This is a genomic window from Pseudomonas sp. UMAB-40 (assembly GCF_900095275.1).
Classification (GTDB): Bacteria; Pseudomonadota; Gammaproteobacteria; order Pseudomonadales; family Pseudomonadaceae; genus Aquipseudomonas; species Aquipseudomonas mandelii_B.
Map to the genome: position 1 here is coordinate 226,295 of NZ_LT607561.1, position 19,349 is coordinate 245,643.

General features: G+C 59.6%; 18 protein-coding genes. 14 read left to right on the plus strand and 4 right to left on the minus strand.

What is annotated here, in order from left to right; translation table 11 throughout:
- Positions 1-253 precede the first annotated feature (253 nt).
- Together K0F88_RS17265 and K0F88_RS17270 are read right to left on the minus strand one after the other, a co-directional pair.
- On the minus strand, positions 254-1,489 hold the full coding sequence (locus K0F88_RS17265) for an HlyC/CorC family transporter (protein WP_219095833.1): 1,236 nt from the start codon (positions 1,487-1,489) through the stop codon (positions 254-256).
- Between the two features lie 12 nt (positions 1,490-1,501).
- Positions 1,502-2,314, minus strand: coding sequence for an inner membrane protein YpjD (locus K0F88_RS17270; RefSeq protein WP_219095834.1), 813 nt, complete (start codon positions 2,312-2,314; stop codon positions 1,502-1,504).
- A gap of 210 nt (positions 2,315-2,524) precedes the next feature.
- On the opposite strand from K0F88_RS17270, the gene ffh reads away from it, so the two are divergent.
- The 11 genes from ffh to K0F88_RS17325 all read left to right on the plus strand — a co-directional run bounded on the left by ffh (position 2,525) and on the right by K0F88_RS17325 (position 13,073).
- Positions 2,525-3,901: a signal recognition particle protein gene (gene ffh, locus K0F88_RS17275; RefSeq protein ID WP_162438271.1), complete on the plus strand. Its 1,377-nt coding sequence runs from the start codon at positions 2,525-2,527 to the stop codon at positions 3,899-3,901.
- A 250-nt stretch (positions 3,902-4,151) separates the two neighbouring features.
- Positions 4,152-4,403 carry a 30S ribosomal protein S16 gene (gene rpsP / locus K0F88_RS17280; protein WP_010463010.1) on the plus strand — a complete coding sequence of 84 codons (252 nt, stop codon included), beginning with the start codon at positions 4,152-4,154 and terminating at the stop codon, positions 4,401-4,403.
- Between the two features lie 5 nt (positions 4,404-4,408).
- A complete protein-coding gene (gene rimM, locus K0F88_RS17285; RefSeq protein WP_010463008.1) occupies positions 4,409-4,945 on the plus strand; it encodes a ribosome maturation factor RimM in 537 nt (178 codons plus the stop codon).
- Entirely contained in the window at positions 4,927-5,700 is a 774-nt protein-coding gene (trmD, locus tag K0F88_RS17290; protein ID WP_154503229.1) for a tRNA (guanosine(37)-N1)-methyltransferase TrmD, read from the plus strand. Before rimM ends, trmD begins: the two co-directional genes overlap by 19 nt.
- Positions 5,701-5,745: 45 nt before the next feature.
- Positions 5,746-6,096 (plus strand): 50S ribosomal protein L19, encoded by a 351-nt coding sequence (rplS, locus tag K0F88_RS17295; protein ID WP_003175895.1) that lies wholly within the window; start codon positions 5,746-5,748, stop codon positions 6,094-6,096.
- Between the two features lie 182 nt (positions 6,097-6,278).
- The gene (xerD, locus tag K0F88_RS17300) at positions 6,279-7,175 is read left to right on the plus strand and encodes a site-specific tyrosine recombinase XerD (protein WP_010462986.1); all 897 of its coding nucleotides are present in this window, start codon (positions 6,279-6,281) and stop codon (positions 7,173-7,175) included.
- Between the two features lie 326 nt (positions 7,176-7,501).
- Positions 7,502-8,233, plus strand: a complete 732-nt coding sequence (dsbC, locus tag K0F88_RS17305) for a bifunctional protein-disulfide isomerase/oxidoreductase DsbC (protein ID WP_219095835.1) — start codon at positions 7,502-7,504, stop codon at positions 8,231-8,233.
- 132 nt (positions 8,234-8,365) lie between these two features.
- A complete protein-coding gene (locus K0F88_RS17310) occupies positions 8,366-9,670 on the plus strand; it encodes a homoserine dehydrogenase (protein ID WP_219095836.1) in 1,305 nt (434 codons plus the stop codon).
- Between the two features lie 66 nt (positions 9,671-9,736).
- Positions 9,737-11,146: a threonine synthase gene (thrC, locus tag K0F88_RS17315; RefSeq protein ID WP_219095837.1), complete on the plus strand. Its 1,410-nt coding sequence runs from the start codon at positions 9,737-9,739 to the stop codon at positions 11,144-11,146.
- A gap of 121 nt (positions 11,147-11,267) precedes the next feature.
- On the plus strand, positions 11,268-12,623 hold the full coding sequence (locus K0F88_RS17320) for a transporter substrate-binding domain-containing protein (protein ID WP_094468939.1): 1,356 nt from the start codon (positions 11,268-11,270) through the stop codon (positions 12,621-12,623).
- Between the two features lie 162 nt (positions 12,624-12,785).
- Positions 12,786-13,073, plus strand: a complete 288-nt coding sequence (locus tag K0F88_RS17325; RefSeq protein ID WP_094468938.1) for a DUF3509 domain-containing protein — start codon at positions 12,786-12,788, stop codon at positions 13,071-13,073.
- Between the two features lie 169 nt (positions 13,074-13,242).
- Here the strand turns inward: K0F88_RS17325 and K0F88_RS17330 are convergent, their stop codons facing one another.
- Both K0F88_RS17330 and K0F88_RS17335 read right to left on the minus strand, forming a co-directional pair.
- The gene (locus tag K0F88_RS17330; RefSeq protein WP_219095843.1) at positions 13,243-14,211 is read right to left on the minus strand and encodes a TIGR02285 family protein; all 969 of its coding nucleotides are present in this window, start codon (positions 14,209-14,211) and stop codon (positions 13,243-13,245) included.
- A complete protein-coding gene (locus K0F88_RS17335) occupies positions 14,165-15,364 on the minus strand; it encodes a CaiB/BaiF CoA-transferase family protein (RefSeq protein WP_219095838.1) in 1,200 nt (399 codons plus the stop codon). Before K0F88_RS17335 ends, K0F88_RS17330 begins: the two co-directional genes overlap by 47 nt.
- A 147-nt stretch (positions 15,365-15,511) precedes the next feature.
- Between K0F88_RS17335 and K0F88_RS17340 the strand changes: the two genes are divergently transcribed.
- The 3 genes from K0F88_RS17340 (at position 15,512) to K0F88_RS17350 (ending at position 19,204) form a co-directional block, all read left to right on the plus strand.
- Positions 15,512-16,054 (plus strand): YaeQ family protein, encoded by a 543-nt coding sequence (locus tag K0F88_RS17340; RefSeq protein WP_008151638.1) that lies wholly within the window; start codon positions 15,512-15,514, stop codon positions 16,052-16,054.
- A gap of 66 nt (positions 16,055-16,120) precedes the next feature.
- Complete coding sequence (gene recJ, locus K0F88_RS17345; protein ID WP_219095839.1) at positions 16,121-17,830, plus strand: single-stranded-DNA-specific exonuclease RecJ; 1,710 nt, start codon at positions 16,121-16,123, stop codon at positions 17,828-17,830.
- Positions 17,831-18,097: 267 nt separating this feature from the next.
- Entirely contained in the window at positions 18,098-19,204 is a 1,107-nt protein-coding gene (locus K0F88_RS17350; RefSeq protein ID WP_219095840.1) for an NADH:flavin oxidoreductase/NADH oxidase, read from the plus strand.
- Positions 19,205-19,349: the final 145 nt, after the last annotated feature.

Sequence of the window (19,349 nt, forward strand, 5' to 3'; positions counted from 1 at the left end):
CGGGGTAAGCACGTGGTTCGGCGGGGGCTTGGGTAAGCGGATTCGATTATAGGAAGGTGGCTAACGATCAAACAAGTGGCTTGGGCTGAGTGATGGTTTTTGTGGCGAGGGGGCTTGCCCCCGTTCGGCTGCGCAGCAGTCGTAAACCTGACAATGTGATTTGGCTGAAAGAATGCTGGGGCCGCTTCGCGACCCAACGGGGGCAAGCCCCCTCGCCACAGATAAACCCCACACCCCAGGCAGGTGTCAGGGTTTAGACAACGGCTGGAACCGAGCTGGTATGCCAGATCAGCACGCGCGTAACGCGGTTGTCTTCCGTCTCCAGAATTTCCAGGCGATAACGCCCGATCTTCAGGCACACCGCGCTGTCCGGAATCGTTTCCAGCGCCTCGGTCACCAGGCCGTTCAGGGTCTTCGGGCCGTCGCTGGGCAGGTGCCAGCCCAGGCTCTTGTTCAATTCGCGAATCGACGCCGCACCTTCGATCATCAGTCGCCCATCGGCCTGCGGATGGATATGCGGGTTGTCCAGGCTGTGCTGACTTTCGAATTCGCCGACGATTTCTTCGAGAATGTCTTCCAGGGTCACGATGCCGAGCACTTCGCCGTACTCGTCGACCACCATGCCCAGGCGCCGCTGCTGTTTGTGGAAATTCAAGAGTTGCAGTTGCAGCGGCGTGCTTTCCGGCACGAAGTACGGTTCGTGGCTGGCGGCCAGCAGCGCTTCGAGGGTCAGGCTGGCATCAGGTAGCAAGTGGCGGATCTGCCGGGTATTGAGCACCGCTTCGACCTGGTTGATGTCGCTGTGAAACACCGGCAGGCGTGTGCGCTTGTTGTTGCGCAGTTGCTCGATGATCTCTTCAAGGGAGTCGTCGAGGTTGATCCCGTCGACGTCACTGCGGGGCACGAGGATGTCGTTGACCGTGATGTTGTCGAGCGCGTGGATGCCCGACAGCGGGTGCGGGCGGCAGACGGCTTGATCGTGATCGTCCTTGCGCTCGTTGGGGCTCTCGTCTTCGCTCTGTTGCACCACTTTGACCTTGCGGGCAAACGGTCGCATCAGCAGCCGGGTGAAGCCATTGAGCAGCCAGGCGGCCGGGTAGATGATTTTCAGTGGAGCACCGAGCAGCGTGTTGCCCAGGGCCAGGACGGCGTCGGGATAGCGCACGGCGAGGGCGCGCGGCAGGTAGTCGGAGAACACCAAAAGCGCGACTCCGGCGCCGAGGCAGGCAATCCATGGACCGTTTTCCGCCCAGATGAAGATCGCCAGCAAGGTGCTGATGACCACTGCCAGTGCGCGGCACAAGGTATTGCAGAAAATCAGGCTGTTGAGCGGGAAGCTCAGTTTCGCGACCGGTTTGTCGCTGGAACGCGAGGCGGTGCGCTGGGCCAGCAAGTGCTGTTGCGCCGTTTCGACGGCGGTAAACAGCCCCGACCATAAAATCAGCAGGGCCAATACCGCGAGCATCGGCCCTATGGGCAAGTCGTCCATTAATGCCGCCCGTCAGATGTGCAGGATGTATTCACGGACCAGCTTACTGCCGAAGTACGCCAGCATCAGCAGGCAGAAACCGGCGAGGGTCCAGCGAATGGCCTTGTGTCCGCGCCAGCCGAGGCGGTTACGGCCCCATAGCAGCACGCTGAAGACGATCCAGGCCAGGCAAGCCAGCAAGGTTTTGTGCACCAGGTGCTGGGCAAACAGGTTGTCGACGAACAGCCAGCCAGAGAGCAGCGACAACGACAGCAGGGTCCAGCCGGCCCAGAGAAAGCCGAACAACAGGCTTTCCATGGTTTGCAGCGGCGGGAAGTTCTTGATCAGGCCCGACGGGTGTTTGTGCTTGAGCTGATGGTCTTGCACCAGCAGCAGCAAGGCCTGAAACATCGCGATGGTGAACATGCCGTAAGCAAGGATCGACAGCAGGATGTGCGCGAGAATGCCCGGCTCTTCGTCGATGACCTGCACCGTGCCGGCGGGGGCGAACTGCGCCAGCAGCACCGTGGCAACGCCGAGCGGGAACAGCAATATAAGCAGGTTTTCCACCGGGATTCGCGAACAGGCCAGCAGGGTCAGGGTGATGACCGCTGCGGCAATCAGGCTGGCGGCGCTGAAAAAGTCCAGGCCCAGGCCGATCGGGGTCAGCAGGTGGGCGAGCAGGCTGGCACTGTGGGCCAGCACGGCAAGCACGCCGAGCGTGACCAGCAGGCGTTTGTTCGCCTTGGCGCCAGTGGCCAGGCGAGTGCCTTGATAGATAGTCGCAGCGGCGTATAAGCAGGCGGCGGCGAGGGTAGTCAGCAAACTGGGTGACAAGGGGAGCATAAATCCTGTTAGGCAAGCCCGAAAGGCGCTGAGTTTGGCATAGAACCCCCGTAGCACGAAAGACCATGCAACCTGACGACGAGGTGTCCGCCAGACGCAGTCTTCGCTATAATCCGCGACCTGCCCACGCCGCAGGCTCGCCGAGCACATGTTTATTCCGGTCTGGGCCGCCATTATCCCGGTCTACACAGGGCCTGAAAGGATCGCGCAATGTTTGAAAACTTAACCGACCGTCTCTCGCAGACGCTGCGCCATGTCACCGGCAAGGCCAAGCTGACCGAGGACAACATCAAAGACACCCTGCGCGAAGTGCGCATGGCGTTGCTCGAAGCCGACGTCGCCTTGCCGGTGGTGAAGGACTTCGTCAATTCGGTCAAGGAGCGCGCCGTCGGCACCGAGGTGTCTCGCAGTCTGACGCCGGGCCAGGCCTTCGTGAAGATCGTCCAGGCCGAACTCGAAAGCCTGATGGGCGCCGCCAACGAAGACTTGAACCTGAGCGCCGTTCCACCGGCCGTGGTCCTGATGGCCGGTTTGCAGGGTGCGGGTAAAACCACCACCGCCGGCAAACTCGCGCGCTTCCTTAAAGAGCGCAAGAAGAAGTCGGTCATGGTCGTGTCCGCGGACGTTTACCGTCCGGCGGCGATCAAGCAGCTGGAAATGCTCGCCGGTGAAGTCGGCGTCACCTTCTTCCCGTCCGACCTGAGCCAGAAGCCGGTCGACATCGCGCAAGCGGCCATTAAAGAAGCGAAACTGAAATTCATCGACGTGGTCATCGTCGATACCGCCGGTCGTCTGCACATCGACGAAGAGATGATGGGCGAGATCAAGGCATTGCACGCCGCGATCAACCCGGTCGAGACCCTGTTTGTGGTCGACGCCATGACCGGCCAGGACGCCGCCAACACGGCCAAGGCCTTCGGCGATGCATTGCCGCTGACCGGTGTGATCCTGACCAAGGTCGACGGCGACGCCCGTGGCGGTGCCGCGCTGTCGGTCCGCGCCATCACCGGCAAGCCGATCAAGTTCATCGGTATGGGCGAGAAGAGCGATGCGCTCGAACCGTTCCACCCTGAGCGTATTGCTTCGCGCATTCTCGGCATGGGCGATGTGCTCAGTCTGATCGAGCAGGCGGAAGCGACCCTCGACAAGGACAAGGCCGACAAATTGGCCAAGAAGCTGAAAAAGGGCAAGGGCTTCGACCTCGAAGACTTCCGCGATCAGCTGCAGCAGATGAAGAACATGGGCGGCCTCGGCGGCCTCATGGACAAACTGCCGAACATCGGCGGCGTCAATCTGGCGCAAATGGGCAATGCCCAGGGCGCGGCAGAGAAACAGTTCAAGCAGATGGAAGCCATCATCAATTCCATGACCCCGGCCGAGCGCCGCGACCCTGAGCTGATCAGCGGTTCGCGCAAACGCCGGATCGCCATGGGTTCCGGCACCCAGGTGCAGGACATCGGTCGCTTGATCAAGCAGCACAAGCAGATGCAGAAGATGATGAAGAAATTCTCCGCGAAAGGCGGAATGGCCAAAATGATGCGCGGCATGGGCGGTATGTTGCCCGGCGGCGGCATGCCGAAAATGTAAAGAATCCGCGCCGGCAGTCATGTCGGCGCAGTACCACAGCAATGTGGGAACTCCAGCAAACCCGCACTTGGCGGGAGCTGACTGGCCGTTTTCAACGACGGCTCTATAGCAAATCTTGATGGCGACCGGAAGGCCGCCGGAAAAAGTCATTTGCAAAAGTCCGGATATTCCTTAGAATATGCGGCCTTTCGGGCACCTATGCCCGCTGTGCCTTTAGATTTGCAGCACCGACTACAGGAACGATGTTCACATGCTAACAATCCGTCTTGCCCTTGGCGGCTCCAAAAAGCGCCCGTTTTACCACTTGACCGTAACCGACAGCCGCAACCCGCGCGACGGTTCGCACAAGGAACAGGTTGGTTTCTTCAACCCTGTTGCTCGTGGTCAAGAAGTCCGCCTGTCCGTGAACCAAGAGCGCGTAGCCTACTGGCTGAGCGTTGGTGCACAACCTTCTGAGCGTGTTGCTCAGTTGTTGAAGGATGCATCTAAGGCTGCGGCCTGAGCAATATGAACGCGACGCCTGCCATTGCTGATGATTTGATCGTTATCGGCAAGATTTATTCTGTTCATGGCGTTCGCGGCGAAGTGAAGGTTTATTCCTTTACTGATCCGACTGAAAACCTGTTGCAGTACAAAACCTGGACGCTCAAGCGCGAAGGCAATGTGAAACAGGTCGAGCTGGTCAGCGGACGTGGGAACGACAAGTTCCTGGTCGCAAAGCTCAAGGGTCTTGATGATCGTGAAGAAGCTCGTCTTCTGGCCGGTTATGAGATCTGCGTGCCGCGCAACCTGTTCCCTGAATTGACCGACGGCGAGTACTACTGGTACCAGCTGGAAGGTCTGAAGGTCATTGATCAACTCGGGCAACTGCTCGGGAAAATCGATCATCTTCTGGAAACCGGCGCCAATGATGTAATGGTGGTCAAGCCTTGCGCTGGCAGCCTGGATGATCGCGAACGCCTGTTGCCCTATACGGAGCAATGTGTGTTGGCCGTCGACCTTGCCGCAGGCGAGATGAAGGTGGAATGGGATGCGGACTTCTAAGCGTGGCTAACTTGCGCGTAGAAGTGATCAGTTTGTTTCCCGAGATGTTTTCCGCCATCAGCGAGTACGGCATCACCAGTCGTGCGGTGAAACAGGGGCTGTTGCAGCTCACCTGTTGGAATCCGCGAGACTACACGACGGATCGACATCACACTGTGGACGATCGCCCATTTGGCGGTGGTCCGGGCATGGTGATGAAGATCAAGCCCCTGGAAGATGCTCTGGTTCAGGCCAAGGCAGCAGCCGGGGAGGCGGCGAAGGTGATTTACCTGTCCCCCCAAGGCCGTCAACTGACTCAGTCGGCGGTGCGCGAGTTGGCGAATCTGGATGCATTGATCCTGATTGCCGGCCGCTATGAAGGCATTGACGAGCGTTTTATTGAGGCTCATGTCGATGAAGAGTGGTCGATTGGCGACTATGTACTGTCTGGCGGCGAGCTGCCGGCGATGGTCCTGATCGATGCGGTTACACGACTGCTGCCTGGAGCTTTAGGGCATGCGGACTCCGCCGAGGAAGATTCCTTTACGGATGGTTTGCTGGATTGCCCGCACTACACCCGACCGGAGGTGTATGCGGATCAGCGTGTTCCCGACGTGTTGCTAAGTGGCAATCACGCGCATATCCGGCGTTGGCGTTTACAGCAGTCCCTTGGTAGGACCTTTGAACGACGCGCCGATCTTCTGGAAAGCCGCTCGCTTTCTGGAGAAGAGAAGAAGCTGCTCGAGGAATACATCCGCGAGCGGGACGATAGTTAACAACGTATCGATGGTAGATCCGACGATTTACCTTAGGAGCACAGCATGACTAACAAAATCATCCTTGCACTCGAAGCAGAGCAGATGACCAAAGAGATCCCTACCTTTGCCCCGGGCGACACCATTGTCGTTCAGGTGAAAGTGAAGGAAGGCGACCGTTCGCGTCTGCAAGCGTTCGAAGGTGTTGTTATCGCCAAGCGTAACCGCGGCGTAAACAGTGCTTTCACCGTTCGTAAAATCTCCAACGGTGTTGGCGTAGAGCGTACTTTCCAGACCTACAGCCCGCAAATCGACAGCATGGCCGTTAAACGTCGCGGTGACGTACGTAAAGCCAAGCTGTACTACCTGCGTGACCTGTCCGGTAAAGCAGCTCGCATCAAGGAAAAACTGGCTTAAGTCCAGCTTCCGATGCAGAAAAAAGCAGCCTACGGGCTGCTTTTTTGTTGCCTGCGATTTACCTGTGGGGGCGTGGCTTGCCCGCGAATCGATCTATCACACACCGCGTTTACATCAGGCTCTATAAAGCCTCAGCAGGCTATGAAAGACTTGCCGTCAGTTTTCCAGTGACCTGAGCCACTATGCCCGCCATCGATCATCCCCTGATAGACCAATTCCTCGACGCGCTCTGGCTGGAGAAAGGCCTGTCCGACAATACCCGCGATGCCTATCGCAGCGACCTGGCCCTGTTCAACGGCTGGCTGCAGGAAAAAGGGTTGGAGTTGATCAACGCCGGCCGCGAGTTGATCCTCGATCACCTGGCCTGGCGCCTGGAGCAAAACTACAAACCCCGGTCCACCGCGCGATTTCTCTCCGGTGTGCGTGGCTTTTATCGTTATTTGCTGCGCGAAAAGCTGATTGCCGTCGATCCGACCTTGCGCGTCGATATGCCCCAACTGGGCAGGCCGCTGCCCAAGTCTCTGTCGGAAGCAGACGTGGAAGCGCTGCTGAAGGCGCCAGACTTGAGCGAAGCCATCGGTCAGCGTGACCGCGCCATGCTTGAAGTGCTTTACGCGTGCGGCTTGCGGGTGACGGAGCTGATCAGCCTGACACTGGAACAGGTCAACCTGCGTCAAGGCGTGCTGCGAGTGATGGGCAAGGGCAGCAAGGAGCGTCTGGTGCCCATGGGCGAGGAGGCGATTGTCTGGGTCGAGCGTTACATGCGTGATGGTCGCCAAGAATTGCTTGGCGGACGTCCCAGCGATGTCATGTTCCCCAGCCAGCGGGGCGAGCAGATGACCCGTCAGACTTTCTGGCACCGCATTAAGCACCAGGCCAAGGTCGCCGGGATCGGCAAGTCACTGTCGCCGCACACCTTGCGTCACGCTTTCGCCACACACCTGCTCAACCACGGCGCCGACTTGCGTGTGGTACAAATGCTGCTCGGCCACAGCGACCTGTCGACCACCCAGATCTACACCCACGTCGCCCGCGCCCGACTGCAAGACCTGCACGCCAAACACCACCCGCGCGGCTGACAGAACCCGAGATGGAGGGCAGTGGCCCGTCGTGGCGAGGGAGCTTGCTCCCGCTGGGGCGCGAAGCGACCCCAAAACCATGGACCACGGTTAATCAGGAAAATCGAGGTGCCTGTTTTACGACTGCTGCGCAGTCGAGCGGGAGCAAGCTCCCTCGCCCCAATAAGTGTTATCAAATGCGCACCATTATGTGTGTTGCGTCAGCCGGAGTCGGCCACAGGGGCCTTATGTGGTAGGCTTTGCCGGTTTGCACGATGGGCGGTTATGACCCGGTGTTTCGGCACGGGCGTTCTGATCGTCCCATTTGTCCGCCTTCAGGAGTTCTCATGCGTCTGATCCAGATTTTCGCCGCCGCAGCCATTGCGTTGGTCAGTACCTTTGCCGTCGCCGATGACGCGGCCGACAAAGCCATTCGTAAAAGCCTGGAAAACCTCCAGCTGGAAGTACCCGTAGAAAGCATCTCCGCCAGTCCGTTGCCGGGCCTGTACGAAGTCAAACTGCAAGGCAGCCGCGTGCTCTACGCCAGCGCCGACGGCCAATACGTGGTGCAGGGCTACCTGTTCCAGCTCAAGGACGGCAAACCGGTCAACCTGACCGAGAAGACCGAACGCCTGGGCGTGTCCAAACTGGTCAACGCCATCCCGGTTGCAGAAACCGTGGTCTACCCGGCGATCGGCGAAACCAAATCGCACATCACCGTGTTCACCGACACCACCTGCCCGTACTGCCACAAACTGCACGCCGAAGTGCCGGAGCTGAACAAGCGCGGCATCGAAGTGCGTTACGTCGCGTTCCCGCGCCAGGGCCTGGGCTCGCCGGGTGACGAACAGCTGCAAGCGGTCTGGTGCTCGAAAGACAAGAAAGCCGCCATGGACAAAATGGTCGACGGCAAGGAAATCAAGGCCGCCAAGTGCGATAACCCGGTTTCCAAGCAGTTCGCCCTGGGTCAGTCGATCGGCGTGAACGGCACACCGGCCATCGTTTTGGCCGACGGTCAGGTCATTCCGGGCTACCAGCCTGCGCCACAAGTCGCCAAACTGGCGCTGGGCGCGAAATAATTCGCATCGTCATGGCCAGCCTTTGACGATCATGGTCCGGCGGCACCATTGCCGGGCCATTAATAGAGAGCCGCGAGCATGCGGCTGTTTTCACGGCCGGCCTTGAGTCGGCCGTTTTATGGGGAGTTCACAGTGAAACCGGTCAAAGTAGGCATCTGTGGGTTAGGGACCGTCGGTGGCGGTACCTTCAACGTACTTCAGCGCAACGCCGAGGAAATTGCTCGTCGTGCCGGGCGTGGAATCGAAGTGGCACAAATTGCCATGCGCACGCCAAAGCCTCAGTTCCAAACGACCGGTATTGCGATTACCACCGATGTCTTCGAAGTGGCCACGAACCCTGAGATCGACATCGTCATAGAGCTGATGGGCGGCTACACCGTTGCCCGCGAGCTGGTACTCAAGGCCATCGAGAATGGCAAGCATGTGGTCACCGCGAACAAGGCACTGATCGCCGTTCACGGTAATGAAATTTTCGCCAAGGCTCGCGAGAAAGGCGTGATCGTCGCGTTTGAAGCGGCTGTGGCCGGTGGCATTCCGGTGATCAAGGCGATCCGCGAAGGCCTGTCCGCCAACCGCATCAACTGGGTTGCCGGGATCATCAACGGCACCGGCAACTTCATCCTTACCGAAATGCGCGAGAAGGGTCGCACCTTCGAAGACGTACTCGCCGAGGCGCAAGCCCTGGGTTACGCCGAAGCCGATCCGACCTTTGACGTTGAAGGCATCGACGCGGCCCACAAGCTGACGATCCTGGCCTCCATCGCCTTCGGCATCCCGCTGCAATTCGACAAGGCTTACACCGAAGGCATTACCAAGCTGACCACCGCTGACGTGAACTACGCCGAAGCGCTGGGCTATCGCATCAAGCACCTGGGCGTCGCTCGCAGCACCGCGTCCGGCATCGAGTTGCGCGTTCACCCGACGCTGATCCCGGCCGATCGCCTGATCGCCAACGTCAACGGCGTGATGAACGCGGTGATGGTCAACGGTGATGCCGCTGGTTCGACCCTGTTCTACGGCGCGGGCGCCGGCATGGAGCCGACCGCTTCGTCGGTGATCGCTGACCTGGTGGACGTGGTTCGCGCCATGACCTCCGACCCGGAAAACCGCGTGCCGCATCTGGCCTTCCAGCCGGACTCGCTGTCGGCGCACCCGATCCTGCCGATCGAAGCCTGCGAAAGCGCCTACTACCTGCGCATTCAGGCTAAGGACCATCCGGGCGTACTGGCCCAGGTCGCGAGCATCCTGTCGGAGCGTGGCATCAACATCGAATCGATCATGCAGAAAGAAGTCGAAGAGCATGACGGCCTGGTGCCGATGATCCTGTTGACCCACCGTGTGCTGGAACAGCACATGAACGACGCGATCGCCGCGCTGGAAGCCCTGGCCGGCGTGGTCGGTCCGGTCGTTCGGATCCGCGTCGAGCACCTGAACTAAGCCGTTATCGTTCACCGGGCCTGCGTGCGGGCCCGGGTTTGCGAACACTGTCTATTGGAGCCAGTCATGCGTTATATCAGTACCCGCGGCCAGGCACCGGCCCTGAATTTCGAAGATGTCCTGCTGGCCGGTCTTGCCACCGACGGCGGTCTGTACGTCCCGGAAAACCTGCCACGTTTCACCCAGGAAGAAATCGCTTCCTGGGCTGGCCTGCCGTATCACGAGCTGGCCTTCCGGGTGATGCGCCCGTTCGTTACTGGCAGCATCCCTGATGCCGATTTCAAAAAGATTCTTGAAGAAACCTATGGCGTGTTTTCCCACAACGCCGTGGCACCGTTGCGTCAGCTGAATGGCAATGAGTGGGTGTTGGAACTGTTCCACGGCCCGACCCTGGCGTTCAAGGACTTCGCCCTGCAACTGCTCGGTCGTCTGCTCGACTACGTGCTGGAAAAACGTGGCGAGCGCGTGGTCATCGTCGGCGCCACTTCCGGTGACACCGGTTCGGCCGCCATCGAAGGCTGTAAGCACTGCGAAAACGTCGACATCTTCATCCTGCACCCGCACAACCGCGTGTCCGAAGTGCAGCGTCGGCAGATGACCACCATTTTCGGCGAGAACATCCACAACATCGCCATCGAAGGCAACTTCGATGACTGCCAGGAAATGGTCAAGGCGAGCTTCGCCGACCAGAGCTTCCTCAAAGGCACGCGTTTGGTGGCGGTGAACTCGATCAACTGGGCGCGGATCATGGCCCAGATCGTTTACTACTTCCACGCAGCCCTGCAGTTGGGCGGCCCGGCGCGCTCGGTGTCGTTCTCGGTGCCGACCGGCAACTTCGGCGACATCTTCGCCGGTTACCTGGCACGCAACATGGGCCTGCCGATCAACCAGTTGATCGTCGCCACCAACCGCAATGACATCCTGCACCGCTTCATGAGCGGCAATCAGTACGTCAAGGAAACCCTGCACGCCACGTTGTCGCCGTCGATGGACATCATGGTGTCGTCGAACTTCGAGCGTCTGCTGTTCGACCTGCACGGTCGCAACGGCGCAGCGATTGCCGGTTTGATGGACAGCTTCAAGCAGGGCGGCGGTTTCAGCGTCGAACAGGAACGCTGGACCGAAGCCCGCAAACTGTTCGATTCCCTAGCCGTGGATGACGCGCAAACCTGCGAAACCATTGCCGAAGTCTACGAGCAAACCGGCGAACTGCTGGATCCGCACACCGCCATCGGCGTCAAGGCAGCGCGCGAATGCCGTCGCAGCCTGGATATTCCAATGGTGATCCTCGGCACGGCCCATCCGGTCAAATTCCCGGATGCAGTGGAGAAAGCCGGCGTAGGAAAAGCGCTTGAACTACCTGCACATCTTTCTGATTTGTTTGAGCGAGATGAGCGTTGCACCGTGTTGCCGAACGATTTGAAAGCCGTGCAGGCCTTTGTCAGTCAGCATGGCAACCGCGGCAAGCCTCTGTAACCGGTAAAAGCTGTCACATTTTGAAGCCCGTCTCCTGACGGGCTTTCTCATTTCTGCATGCCACACTTGTCGTGTTTTCGCCCCAGAAAGGATGGGCGAGTTGATTGCGAAGGAAGTGGTAATGCTGTTTTTCAGAGGGTTTAAGCCAGCCGTGTGCTGGGTGTTTTTGATCGGCGTCCTGGGCTTGGTTCAAGCAGGGGCGGCCGCGCAATTGGCGACGCCGGAGTCCAGGGGGGCAGGCGTCGGCGCAACCATCGAACTGGATGCTCAGGAATTGAGGTGGATTGCCGAGCACCCGCAAGTCATCGTCTCGTCGGTGCAATACCCGCTTTATCTGTTCAAGGATGAACACGGTCAGTGGAGCGGTCTGAACAACGATCTGCTCAATCGCATCAGTGCCATGACGGGCTTGCAGTTTGTTCACGAGGAGTCGTTTTCCACCGACCAGCTGCTCGGGCGTCTGGAAAGTGCCGAGGCGGACATGAGCACAACGCTGGCAATGAATGACGAGCGTAAGGCGTTCCTGGATTTCAGTCATGCGTTCGGTGGCGCTGGATGGGTGTTTGTCGGACGGGCAGATGCCCCCGTCGTGCACTCCCTGACGCAGTTGGCGAAAAGAGTGCTGGTGTTGCCGGCCCGGCACGCACTCGAAGGCACGATTCGCCGCGACTACCCGGCGATCGAATTGCGCACGGTCAAGACTTACGCCGAGGCCAGGGCGCTGGTTGAAAGTGGTGAAGCCTTTGCCACCATTGAAAATGAAATCGGGGCGCAGCTCTATCCGTTAGGGCAACTCAAGGTCGGGCGCGCCGTGGAGGGCAAATGGGAGGCTGATCACCTCGCGGTACGCAAAGGTCAGTCGCCGTTGCTGAGCATACTCAACAAGGCGCTTGAGGCCTTTCCTGCGGCCGACTTGCGCGCCATTCGCCTGAAATGGCTCAGCGGTATCGCTCCCGTCGAGTCACCTTCTCGCTGGCGGCAGATGACTCACTGGTTTTGCTGGGGCATGTTTATCGTCAGCCTGTTCGGACTGCTTTCCTTGCTCTGGAGCCGCAGGCTCGCGGCGCTGATCAAGCAGCGCGTAGACGCTGAGAAGGGGCTCGGCGATCAGCTTGCTTTCCAGCATGCGTTGATCGACGCCATGCCCGATCCGATGTTTGTTCGTGATCTGCAAGGGCGCTTGATCATGTGCAACAAAAGTTATGAGGAGAGTCTCGGCACCCGTTTTGACCAGGTTCAGGGGCGACGGCTGGTTGAGCTCGATGTGCTGCCGGCGGAAACCGCAGCGCTGCTGCATGCTGAATTCATGGCGCAGATGGAGACCCGAAAGCCACGCTTCAGTGAACGTCAATTGCTGTTCAACAACGGTGTCCGGGACATCTACCAATGGACGGTGCCGTTCTACAGCGCCGACGGCCAATTGCGAGGGTTGCTGGGGGGATGGACTGATATCGGTCACCGGACAAGGCACCTGTGAACAGGCTGTTTTTTCCCTGTCATCTTTGCCGTGCATGCTCTATCGACCAGAGACGCCGACGCGTCTGCACCTGGAATCCAGAACTTTCTTCTCGGGCCGGTGGTCATTTACTGTGAACACGCCCCAGGCACTTTGTTTTCGGACTATTGAGTGGTGATCGAGATGGAAAGTATCAGTCTATTGCTCGGTGAGGCTCTGAGCCCGTATCAGGTCACGCTGACCCCGTCGGGCGCCCATGGCGAATGCCTGGTGACACTGAAGAATGCGACCGGCGCAATCGTGGTCGAACGGGCGTTCAATCAAGCTCAGTTAACCGATTACCGTCTGCTGACGGATGTCGTCGACGGTTTGCACCGTGACGTGCTGATTGCCGAAGGACGGCTGGAACCCTGCGTCATCGCGGCGCTGCGCAATGCGGCCCAGGATAAGGTCCTGGCCAATCGAAATTGAATTGTTCTTTTGTGGGAACCTTCCTGCACTCAGGTCGTCAGACCATGTAACAGCAGGATCAAGCATTGTGCTCCGGTGCTTGTAGCTTGCTGCCACTGGCCTTTATGTAGGCCACGTTTAACCCCGAGTCGTCTCCCCACTTCTCGGGGTTTCTTTTGCCTGCGATTTGTCACGGCTGCGCCTGATGCTCGAAAAACACTCTGGATTCTTCGAGGTAAGCGCTGCGACTTTCCGGGTCGAGCCACGCGGCGTAGGCCTCGCTCAACTGGGCGCGGGGAAGTTTGCGCAGCAGCTGATTGATCTCGACGATCGCTTGCCGGCCCATGGGTGTGTCGGTACAGCCTATATAACCGGACAAGAATTTTTCCGCGCCGCGAATCGGGTAAAACTGCAGCTCATCCTCCGCGATTCCCTGCTGCTGGGCCTGGTAACGGATTTCCGGGCGATAGCCCAGTAGCAGGCGCAATCGTCCCAGACGTTGCATTTGCAGGAGGCTGCCCAAGGCGTCGTTGCCGTAGTGCAGCGTCAGCGCGTCGGGCGGCGCTTGCTTGAGCAATGCGTCGAGGTACTCGCCATAGTTGCGCTCGGCGATGATGCCCAGTTTCTCGCGGCCACTGGCGAGCAGGGCGGCCAAGTCCAGTTCACCGTCCTGGATAAAGGGTGCCAGCACCTCACGATCCATTCGCCGGACCGCCACACCATTACTCATGGCCCGAAAAACCGGAATGGAAAACGCAATCCAGCGCTCGCGCTCCTTGCTTTTATTCAGCGCCGCGTCGCACGTGAGGGAGGGCTCGTGGAGCATTTGCAAGCCGCGAGCGCGATTGACCCGCATCAGCGTGTGTTCGTATTGCGGCATGCCGGCAATCAACAGCGGCAACAGTTGATCGATAACGCCTTGGCCTTTTTTCGGTCCTTCGAAGATCGTCAATGGCGGTAAATCACGCATCAGCCAGATCAGCGTTTCCTTGGGTTGCGCCATCGCGGATGGGGCCAGCCCGGCGAGAAGAAGCGTAACCAGCAGCGCGCGCACCACCCGCCCGCCATGCGTCAGGCAGAATCTGATGGACTGCGCTAGCCGGCGCCTCAGCTTAGATGGCTCCGTCTTTGCGCAGCTGTGCAATCTGCGACGCGTTATAGCCAAGTGCCTGGAGTACCTGTGCGTTGTGCTCACCCAGTTGTGGCCCGACCCATTCGCAATCGCCGGGTGTCTCAGAGAGTTTCGGCACAATCCCCGGCATCTTGAAGTCTTTACCGTCTGGCAGCTTGGCCTGCAGGAACATTTCCCGGGCCAGGTACTGCGGATCGCTGAACATGTCTTCGGCGCTGAAGATCCGACTGACAGGTACATCGGCCTGATTCAGCTGCGTGAGTACGGTGTCCAGCGGCTGCGAATTGACCCAGCGATCAATCACCCCGTAAATCTCGTCGCGGCGGCTGTCGCGGCCATCGTTGCTGGCCAGCACCGGGTCGTTGGCCAGGTCTTCGCGACCGATGACCAGCATGAAGCGTTTGAAGATCGCATCGCCATTGGCGCCGATCTGCACATGCTTGCCGTCGGCGCTGGTGTGGATCGAGGAGGGCGTGATGCCCGGCATGATGTTGCCGGTGCGCTCACGGATGAAACCGAACACATCGAACTCCGGCACCATGCTTTCCATCATGGCGAAGATTGCTTCATACAGCGCCACATCCACCACTTGGCCCTGGCCGCCGTTGACCTCGCGATGACGCAACGCCATCAGTGCGCCAATCACACCCCACAGCGCGGCAATCGAGTCGCCGATGGAAATCCCGGTGCGCACCGGTGGCCGGTCTTCGAAGCCGGTGATGTAGCGCAGGCCGCCCATGGATTCACCGACGGCGCCAAAACCGGGTTGATCCTTCATCGGCCCGGTCTGGCCGAACCCCGACAGCCGTACCATCACCAGTTTCGGGTTGAGAGCGTGCAAGACGTCCCAGCCCAGGCCGAGTTTTTCCAACACGCCAGGGCGAAAATTCTCGATCAGGATGTCCGCTTCGCCCAGCAGTTTTTTCAGGATCGCGAGGCCGTCCGGGTGTTTCAGGTTCAGGGTCAGGGACTTTTTGTTGCGGGCCTGGACGAACCACCACAACGAGGTGCCTTCGTAGAGTTTTCGCCATTTGCGCAGCGGATCACCGCCGTCGGGGGATTCGATCTTGATCACTTCGGCGCCGAACTCACCGCAAATGCGCGACGCAAACGGCCCGGCGATCAAGGTGCCCAATTCGATGACTTTCAGACCTGAGAGCGGTTTGGCGGTGAACGGCATGCTGGATCCTGTAGGACAAAGGCTGAGCGGATATAGCCTTTTAACATAGCCCAATGTCAGACGACCAAGCTTCATCGCCTTCTATTCGTTGATTGCCTACTGCATCGGTTAGACTTGCCGCCTTTCCTCGTATCAAGAAGCCCGTTCATGGCCCAGCCGTCCACGACCTACAAGTTTGAACTGAACCTCACCGACCTCGACCGCAGCGTTTACGAGAGCGTGAAGCAGACCATCGCCCGTCACCCTTCGGAAACCGAAGAGCGCATGACCGTGCGGCTGCTGGCCTACGCCTTCTGGTACAACGAGCAGCTGTCGTTCGGTCGCGGTCTGTCAGACGTGGATGAACCCGCCCTGTGGGAAAAGAGCCTGGACGACCGTGTCCTGCACTGGATCGAAGTCGGCCAGCCGGACGCCGATCGCCTGACCTGGTGCTCGCGCCGTACCGAACGCACCAGCCTGTTGGCTTACGGCAGCCTGCGCGTCTGGGAAACCAAAGTGATCCCGGCCATCAAAAACCTGAAAAACGTGCACATCGCAGCCGTGCCTCAGGACGTCCTGGAAACCCTGGCCAAAGACATGCCCCGCGTTATCAAGTGGGACGTGATGATCAGCGAAGGGACGATTTTCGTCACTGACGACCGTGGTCAGCATGAAGTCCAGTTGCAGTGGCTGAGCGGCGAACGCGGCTGATTTTTCGCCGTTCGTCCGCGTTATCCGGTTTTATCCTACGTATTCAAGAGAAGCACCTGTCACCCCATGCGCATCGAACCTCGCCTGTTGCCCGACACCCTGCCATTCCTCGGCGACCTGCCGCCGCTGCTGACGCGTCTTTACGCGGCGCGGGGCGTGCAATCGGAGGCGGAACTGGACAAGAGCCTGGCGCGGCTGATTCCGTTCCAGCAGCTCAAAGGTATCGATGCGGCGGTGGATTTGCTGGTCACGGCGCTCGAACAGCGCCAGCGGATTCTGATTGTCGGTGACTTCGACGCCGATGGCGCGACCGCCAGTACCGTGGGCGTGCTGGGGTTGCGGCTGCTGGGCGCGGCCCATGTCGATTATCTGGTGCCGAACCGATTTGAATATGGCTATGGCCTGACCCCGGAAATCGTTGAAGTGGCGCTGACGCGCACGCCTCAGTTGCTGATTACGGTGGACAACGGCATCTCCAGCGTCGAAGGCGTGGCGGCGGCGAAAAAGGCTGGCCTCAACGTGCTGGTCACCGACCACCACTTGCCCGGCGACGAACTGCCGTTGGCCGATGCTATCGTCAATCCGAACCAGCCCGGTTGCGAATTTCCGAGCAAGGCACTGGCCGGCGTCGGGGTGATTTTCTATGTGTTGATGGCCCTGCGCGCGCGGTTGCGCAGCCTCGGTTGGTACGAGAGCAAGCCGCAGCCGAACATCGGCGAATTGCTGGACTTGGTGGCACTGGGCAGCGTCGCCGACGTGGTGCCGCTGGATGCCAACAACCGGATTCTGGTGCACCAGGGCCTGGAGCGGATCCGCGCCGGGCGTGCCCGTCCGGGCATCAAGGCGATTCTCGAAGTGGCCAAGCGTGAGCCGGCGCGCATTACCTCGACCGACCTGGGCTTCATTGTCGGCCCTCGCCTGAATGCGGCGGGGCGCCTGGATGACATGAGCCTGGGCATCGAATGCCTGATCACCGACGACGCGGGGTTGGCGAGGGAAATGGCCGTGCAGCTCGACGGCATGAACCAGGACCGCAAGTCCATCGAGCAGGGCATGCAGCGTGAAGCGCTGGCTCAGCTCAAGGATTTGCCGGTCGAATCGATGCCGTTTGGCCTGTGCCTGTTTGATCCCGAGTGGCACCAAGGTGTCATCGGCATCCTCGCTTCGCGTATGAAAGAGCGCTATTTCCGTCCGACCATTGCCTTTGCCGATGCTGGCGATGGTTTGCTCAAGGGCTCGGGGCGTTCGGTTCAGGGCTTTCATATTCGTGACGCCTTGAGCGTGGTGGCCGCGCAGCATCCGAACCTGATCAGCAAGTACGGCGGCCACGCCATGGCGGCCGGTTTGACCTTGCCCGAAGCGAATTTTCCGCTGTTCGCCGAGGCCTTTGACGCAGAAGTACGCAGGCAATTGCGCGAAGAAGACCTGACCGGCCGTCTGCTGTCGGACGGGGTTTTGGCGGTCGAAGAATTTCATCTTGAACTGGCTCGTGCCCTGCGCCATGCCGGGCCTTGGGGGCAGCACTTCCCTGAACCTTTGTTTCATGGCGTGTTTCAGTTGGTTGAGCAGCGCGTCGTCGGCGAACGGCACCTCAAAGTGGTGCTCAAAAGTGAATGTGGCTCGGTGAAGCTTGATGGCATCGCCTTCGGTATCGACCGCGACATCTGGCCGAATCCGACCATCAAGTGGGTGGAAGTGGCCTACAAACTCGACCTCAACGAGTTTCGAGGGAACGAGACGGTGCAGCTGATGATTGCCCACATCGAACCGCGTTGAGCCTTTCGCGAGCAGGCTCACTCCTACAGGATTTGCGCAAACCCTGTGGGAGTGAGCCTGCTCGCGAAAGCGATCTTTCTGACACCCAATCCCTCGGAACCCTCCCTCATCCCCCGATGTCGACTAGGCTCTAAGCACTGCTTGATTATCCTTGTGACGTCTTGTCCAATTTTTGCCCGCGGGGGCGGGTGCTGCGCCTTTTTCCTGTCACTCGTCGACTTTTCAAACAGAACCCTGGAGCCTGCCCACTGATTCGAGAGGTGCCCCATGAGTCTGCTGCTTGAACCCTATACCCTTCGTCAATTGACCCTGCTCAACCGCATTGCCGTATCACCGATGTGCCAGTACTCCAGCGTCGATGGGCTGGCCAATGACTGGCACCTGGTCCACCTCGGCAGCCGCGCCGTCGGCGGGGCCGGTCTGATTTTTACTGAAGCCACGGCGGTCACGGCCGACGGGCGCATCACCGCCGAGGACCTCGGCTTGTGGAATGACGAACAAATCGAACCCCTGCAACGCATCACACGCTTCATTGCCGCTCAGGGCGCGGTGGCCGGTATTCAATTGGCGCACGCCGGACGAAAGGCCAGCACCCACCGGCCGTGGATCGGTAAGCATGGCAGCGTCAAACCCGAAGACGGTGGCTGGGTGCCGGTAGGGCCGTCGCCGATTGCTTTCGACCCGCAGCACACCCCTCCGAAGCCGCTGGATGAAAGCGAGATTGCTGAGGTCATTCAGGCCTTTGTCGCCTCAGCCAAGCGAGCGCTGACGGCCGGTTTCAAAGTGGTCGAAGTGCACGCCGCTCACGGTTACCTGCTGCATCAGTTTCTTTCGCCATTGAGCAATCAGCGACGCGATCAATATGGCGGCTCTTTCGAGAACCGCATCCGGCTGGTGCTGCAAGTCACCGAAGCGGTACGGGCGGTCTGGCCGGAGGAGCTGCCGGTATTTGTGCGAGTGTCGGCCACCGATTGGGTGGAAGACGGCTGGAACCCCGATGAAACAGTGGAGCTGGCGCGACGCCTGAAAGACCTGGGCGTGGACCTGATAGACGTTTCGTCGGGCGGTACCGCGGCCAACGCCGAAATTCCTACAGGTCCGGGCTACCAGACCCGCTTTGCCGAACGTGTGCGCAAGGAGTCAGGCATCGCCACCGGCACGGTAGGAATGATTACCGAACCGGCCCAGGCCGAGCACATCTTGCGCACCTGCCAGGCGGACATCATCTTCCTTGCGCGGGAGCTGTTGCGCGATCCGTACTGGCCGCTGCATGCCGATGATGATCTGGGCGGTCGCAAGGCGATCTGGCCGGCGCAGTATCAGCGCGCGACGCACCGGGATCAGCCGATTCATGAGTCGGATTTGCGTGATTGAGGGATGCTGTAAAACCAAAAAGCCCCGATCGAGTTGATCGGGGCTTTTGCGTTTCCGGGCTGAAATTTTTGTTGTTTGACCTGCCGTCATCGCGAGCAAGCTGAACTGGCCTAATGATTTTGGACACTTCAATCGGGCGCTATGA

Bases quoted from the DNA above. Each gene is read 5' to 3' on its own strand.
- rplS (WP_003175895.1), top strand. From the start codon at position 5,746: ATGACTAACAAAATCATCCTTGCACTCGAAGCAGAGCAGATGACCAAA.
- K0F88_RS17350 (WP_219095840.1), top strand. From the start codon at position 18,098: ATGAGTCTGCTGCTTGAACCCTATACCCTTCGTCAATTGACCCTGCTC.
- K0F88_RS17270 (WP_219095834.1), bottom strand. From the start codon at position 2,314: ATGCTCCCCTTGTCACCCAGTTTGCTGACTACCCTCGCCGCCGCCTGC.
- K0F88_RS17265 (WP_219095833.1), bottom strand. From the start codon at position 1,489: ATGGACGACTTGCCCATAGGGCCGATGCTCGCGGTATTGGCCCTGCTG.
- xerD (WP_010462986.1), top strand. From the start codon at position 6,279: ATGCCCGCCATCGATCATCCCCTGATAGACCAATTCCTCGACGCGCTC.
- ffh (WP_162438271.1), top strand. From the start codon at position 2,525: ATGTTTGAAAACTTAACCGACCGTCTCTCGCAGACGCTGCGCCATGTC.
- rimM (WP_010463008.1), top strand. From the start codon at position 4,409: ATGAACGCGACGCCTGCCATTGCTGATGATTTGATCGTTATCGGCAAG.
- trmD (WP_154503229.1), top strand. From the start codon at position 4,927: ATGGGATGCGGACTTCTAAGCGTGGCTAACTTGCGCGTAGAAGTGATC.
- K0F88_RS17335 (WP_219095838.1), bottom strand. From the start codon at position 15,364: ATGCCGTTCACCGCCAAACCGCTCTCAGGTCTGAAAGTCATCGAATTG.
- dsbC (WP_219095835.1), top strand. From the start codon at position 7,502: ATGCGTCTGATCCAGATTTTCGCCGCCGCAGCCATTGCGTTGGTCAGT.
- thrC (WP_219095837.1), top strand. From the start codon at position 9,737: ATGCGTTATATCAGTACCCGCGGCCAGGCACCGGCCCTGAATTTCGAA.
- K0F88_RS17320 (WP_094468939.1), top strand. From the start codon at position 11,268: ATGCTGTTTTTCAGAGGGTTTAAGCCAGCCGTGTGCTGGGTGTTTTTG.
- recJ (WP_219095839.1), top strand. From the start codon at position 16,121: ATGCGCATCGAACCTCGCCTGTTGCCCGACACCCTGCCATTCCTCGGC.
- K0F88_RS17325 (WP_094468938.1), top strand. From the start codon at position 12,786: ATGGAAAGTATCAGTCTATTGCTCGGTGAGGCTCTGAGCCCGTATCAG.
- K0F88_RS17340 (WP_008151638.1), top strand. From the start codon at position 15,512: ATGGCCCAGCCGTCCACGACCTACAAGTTTGAACTGAACCTCACCGAC.
- rpsP (WP_010463010.1), top strand. From the start codon at position 4,152: ATGCTAACAATCCGTCTTGCCCTTGGCGGCTCCAAAAAGCGCCCGTTT.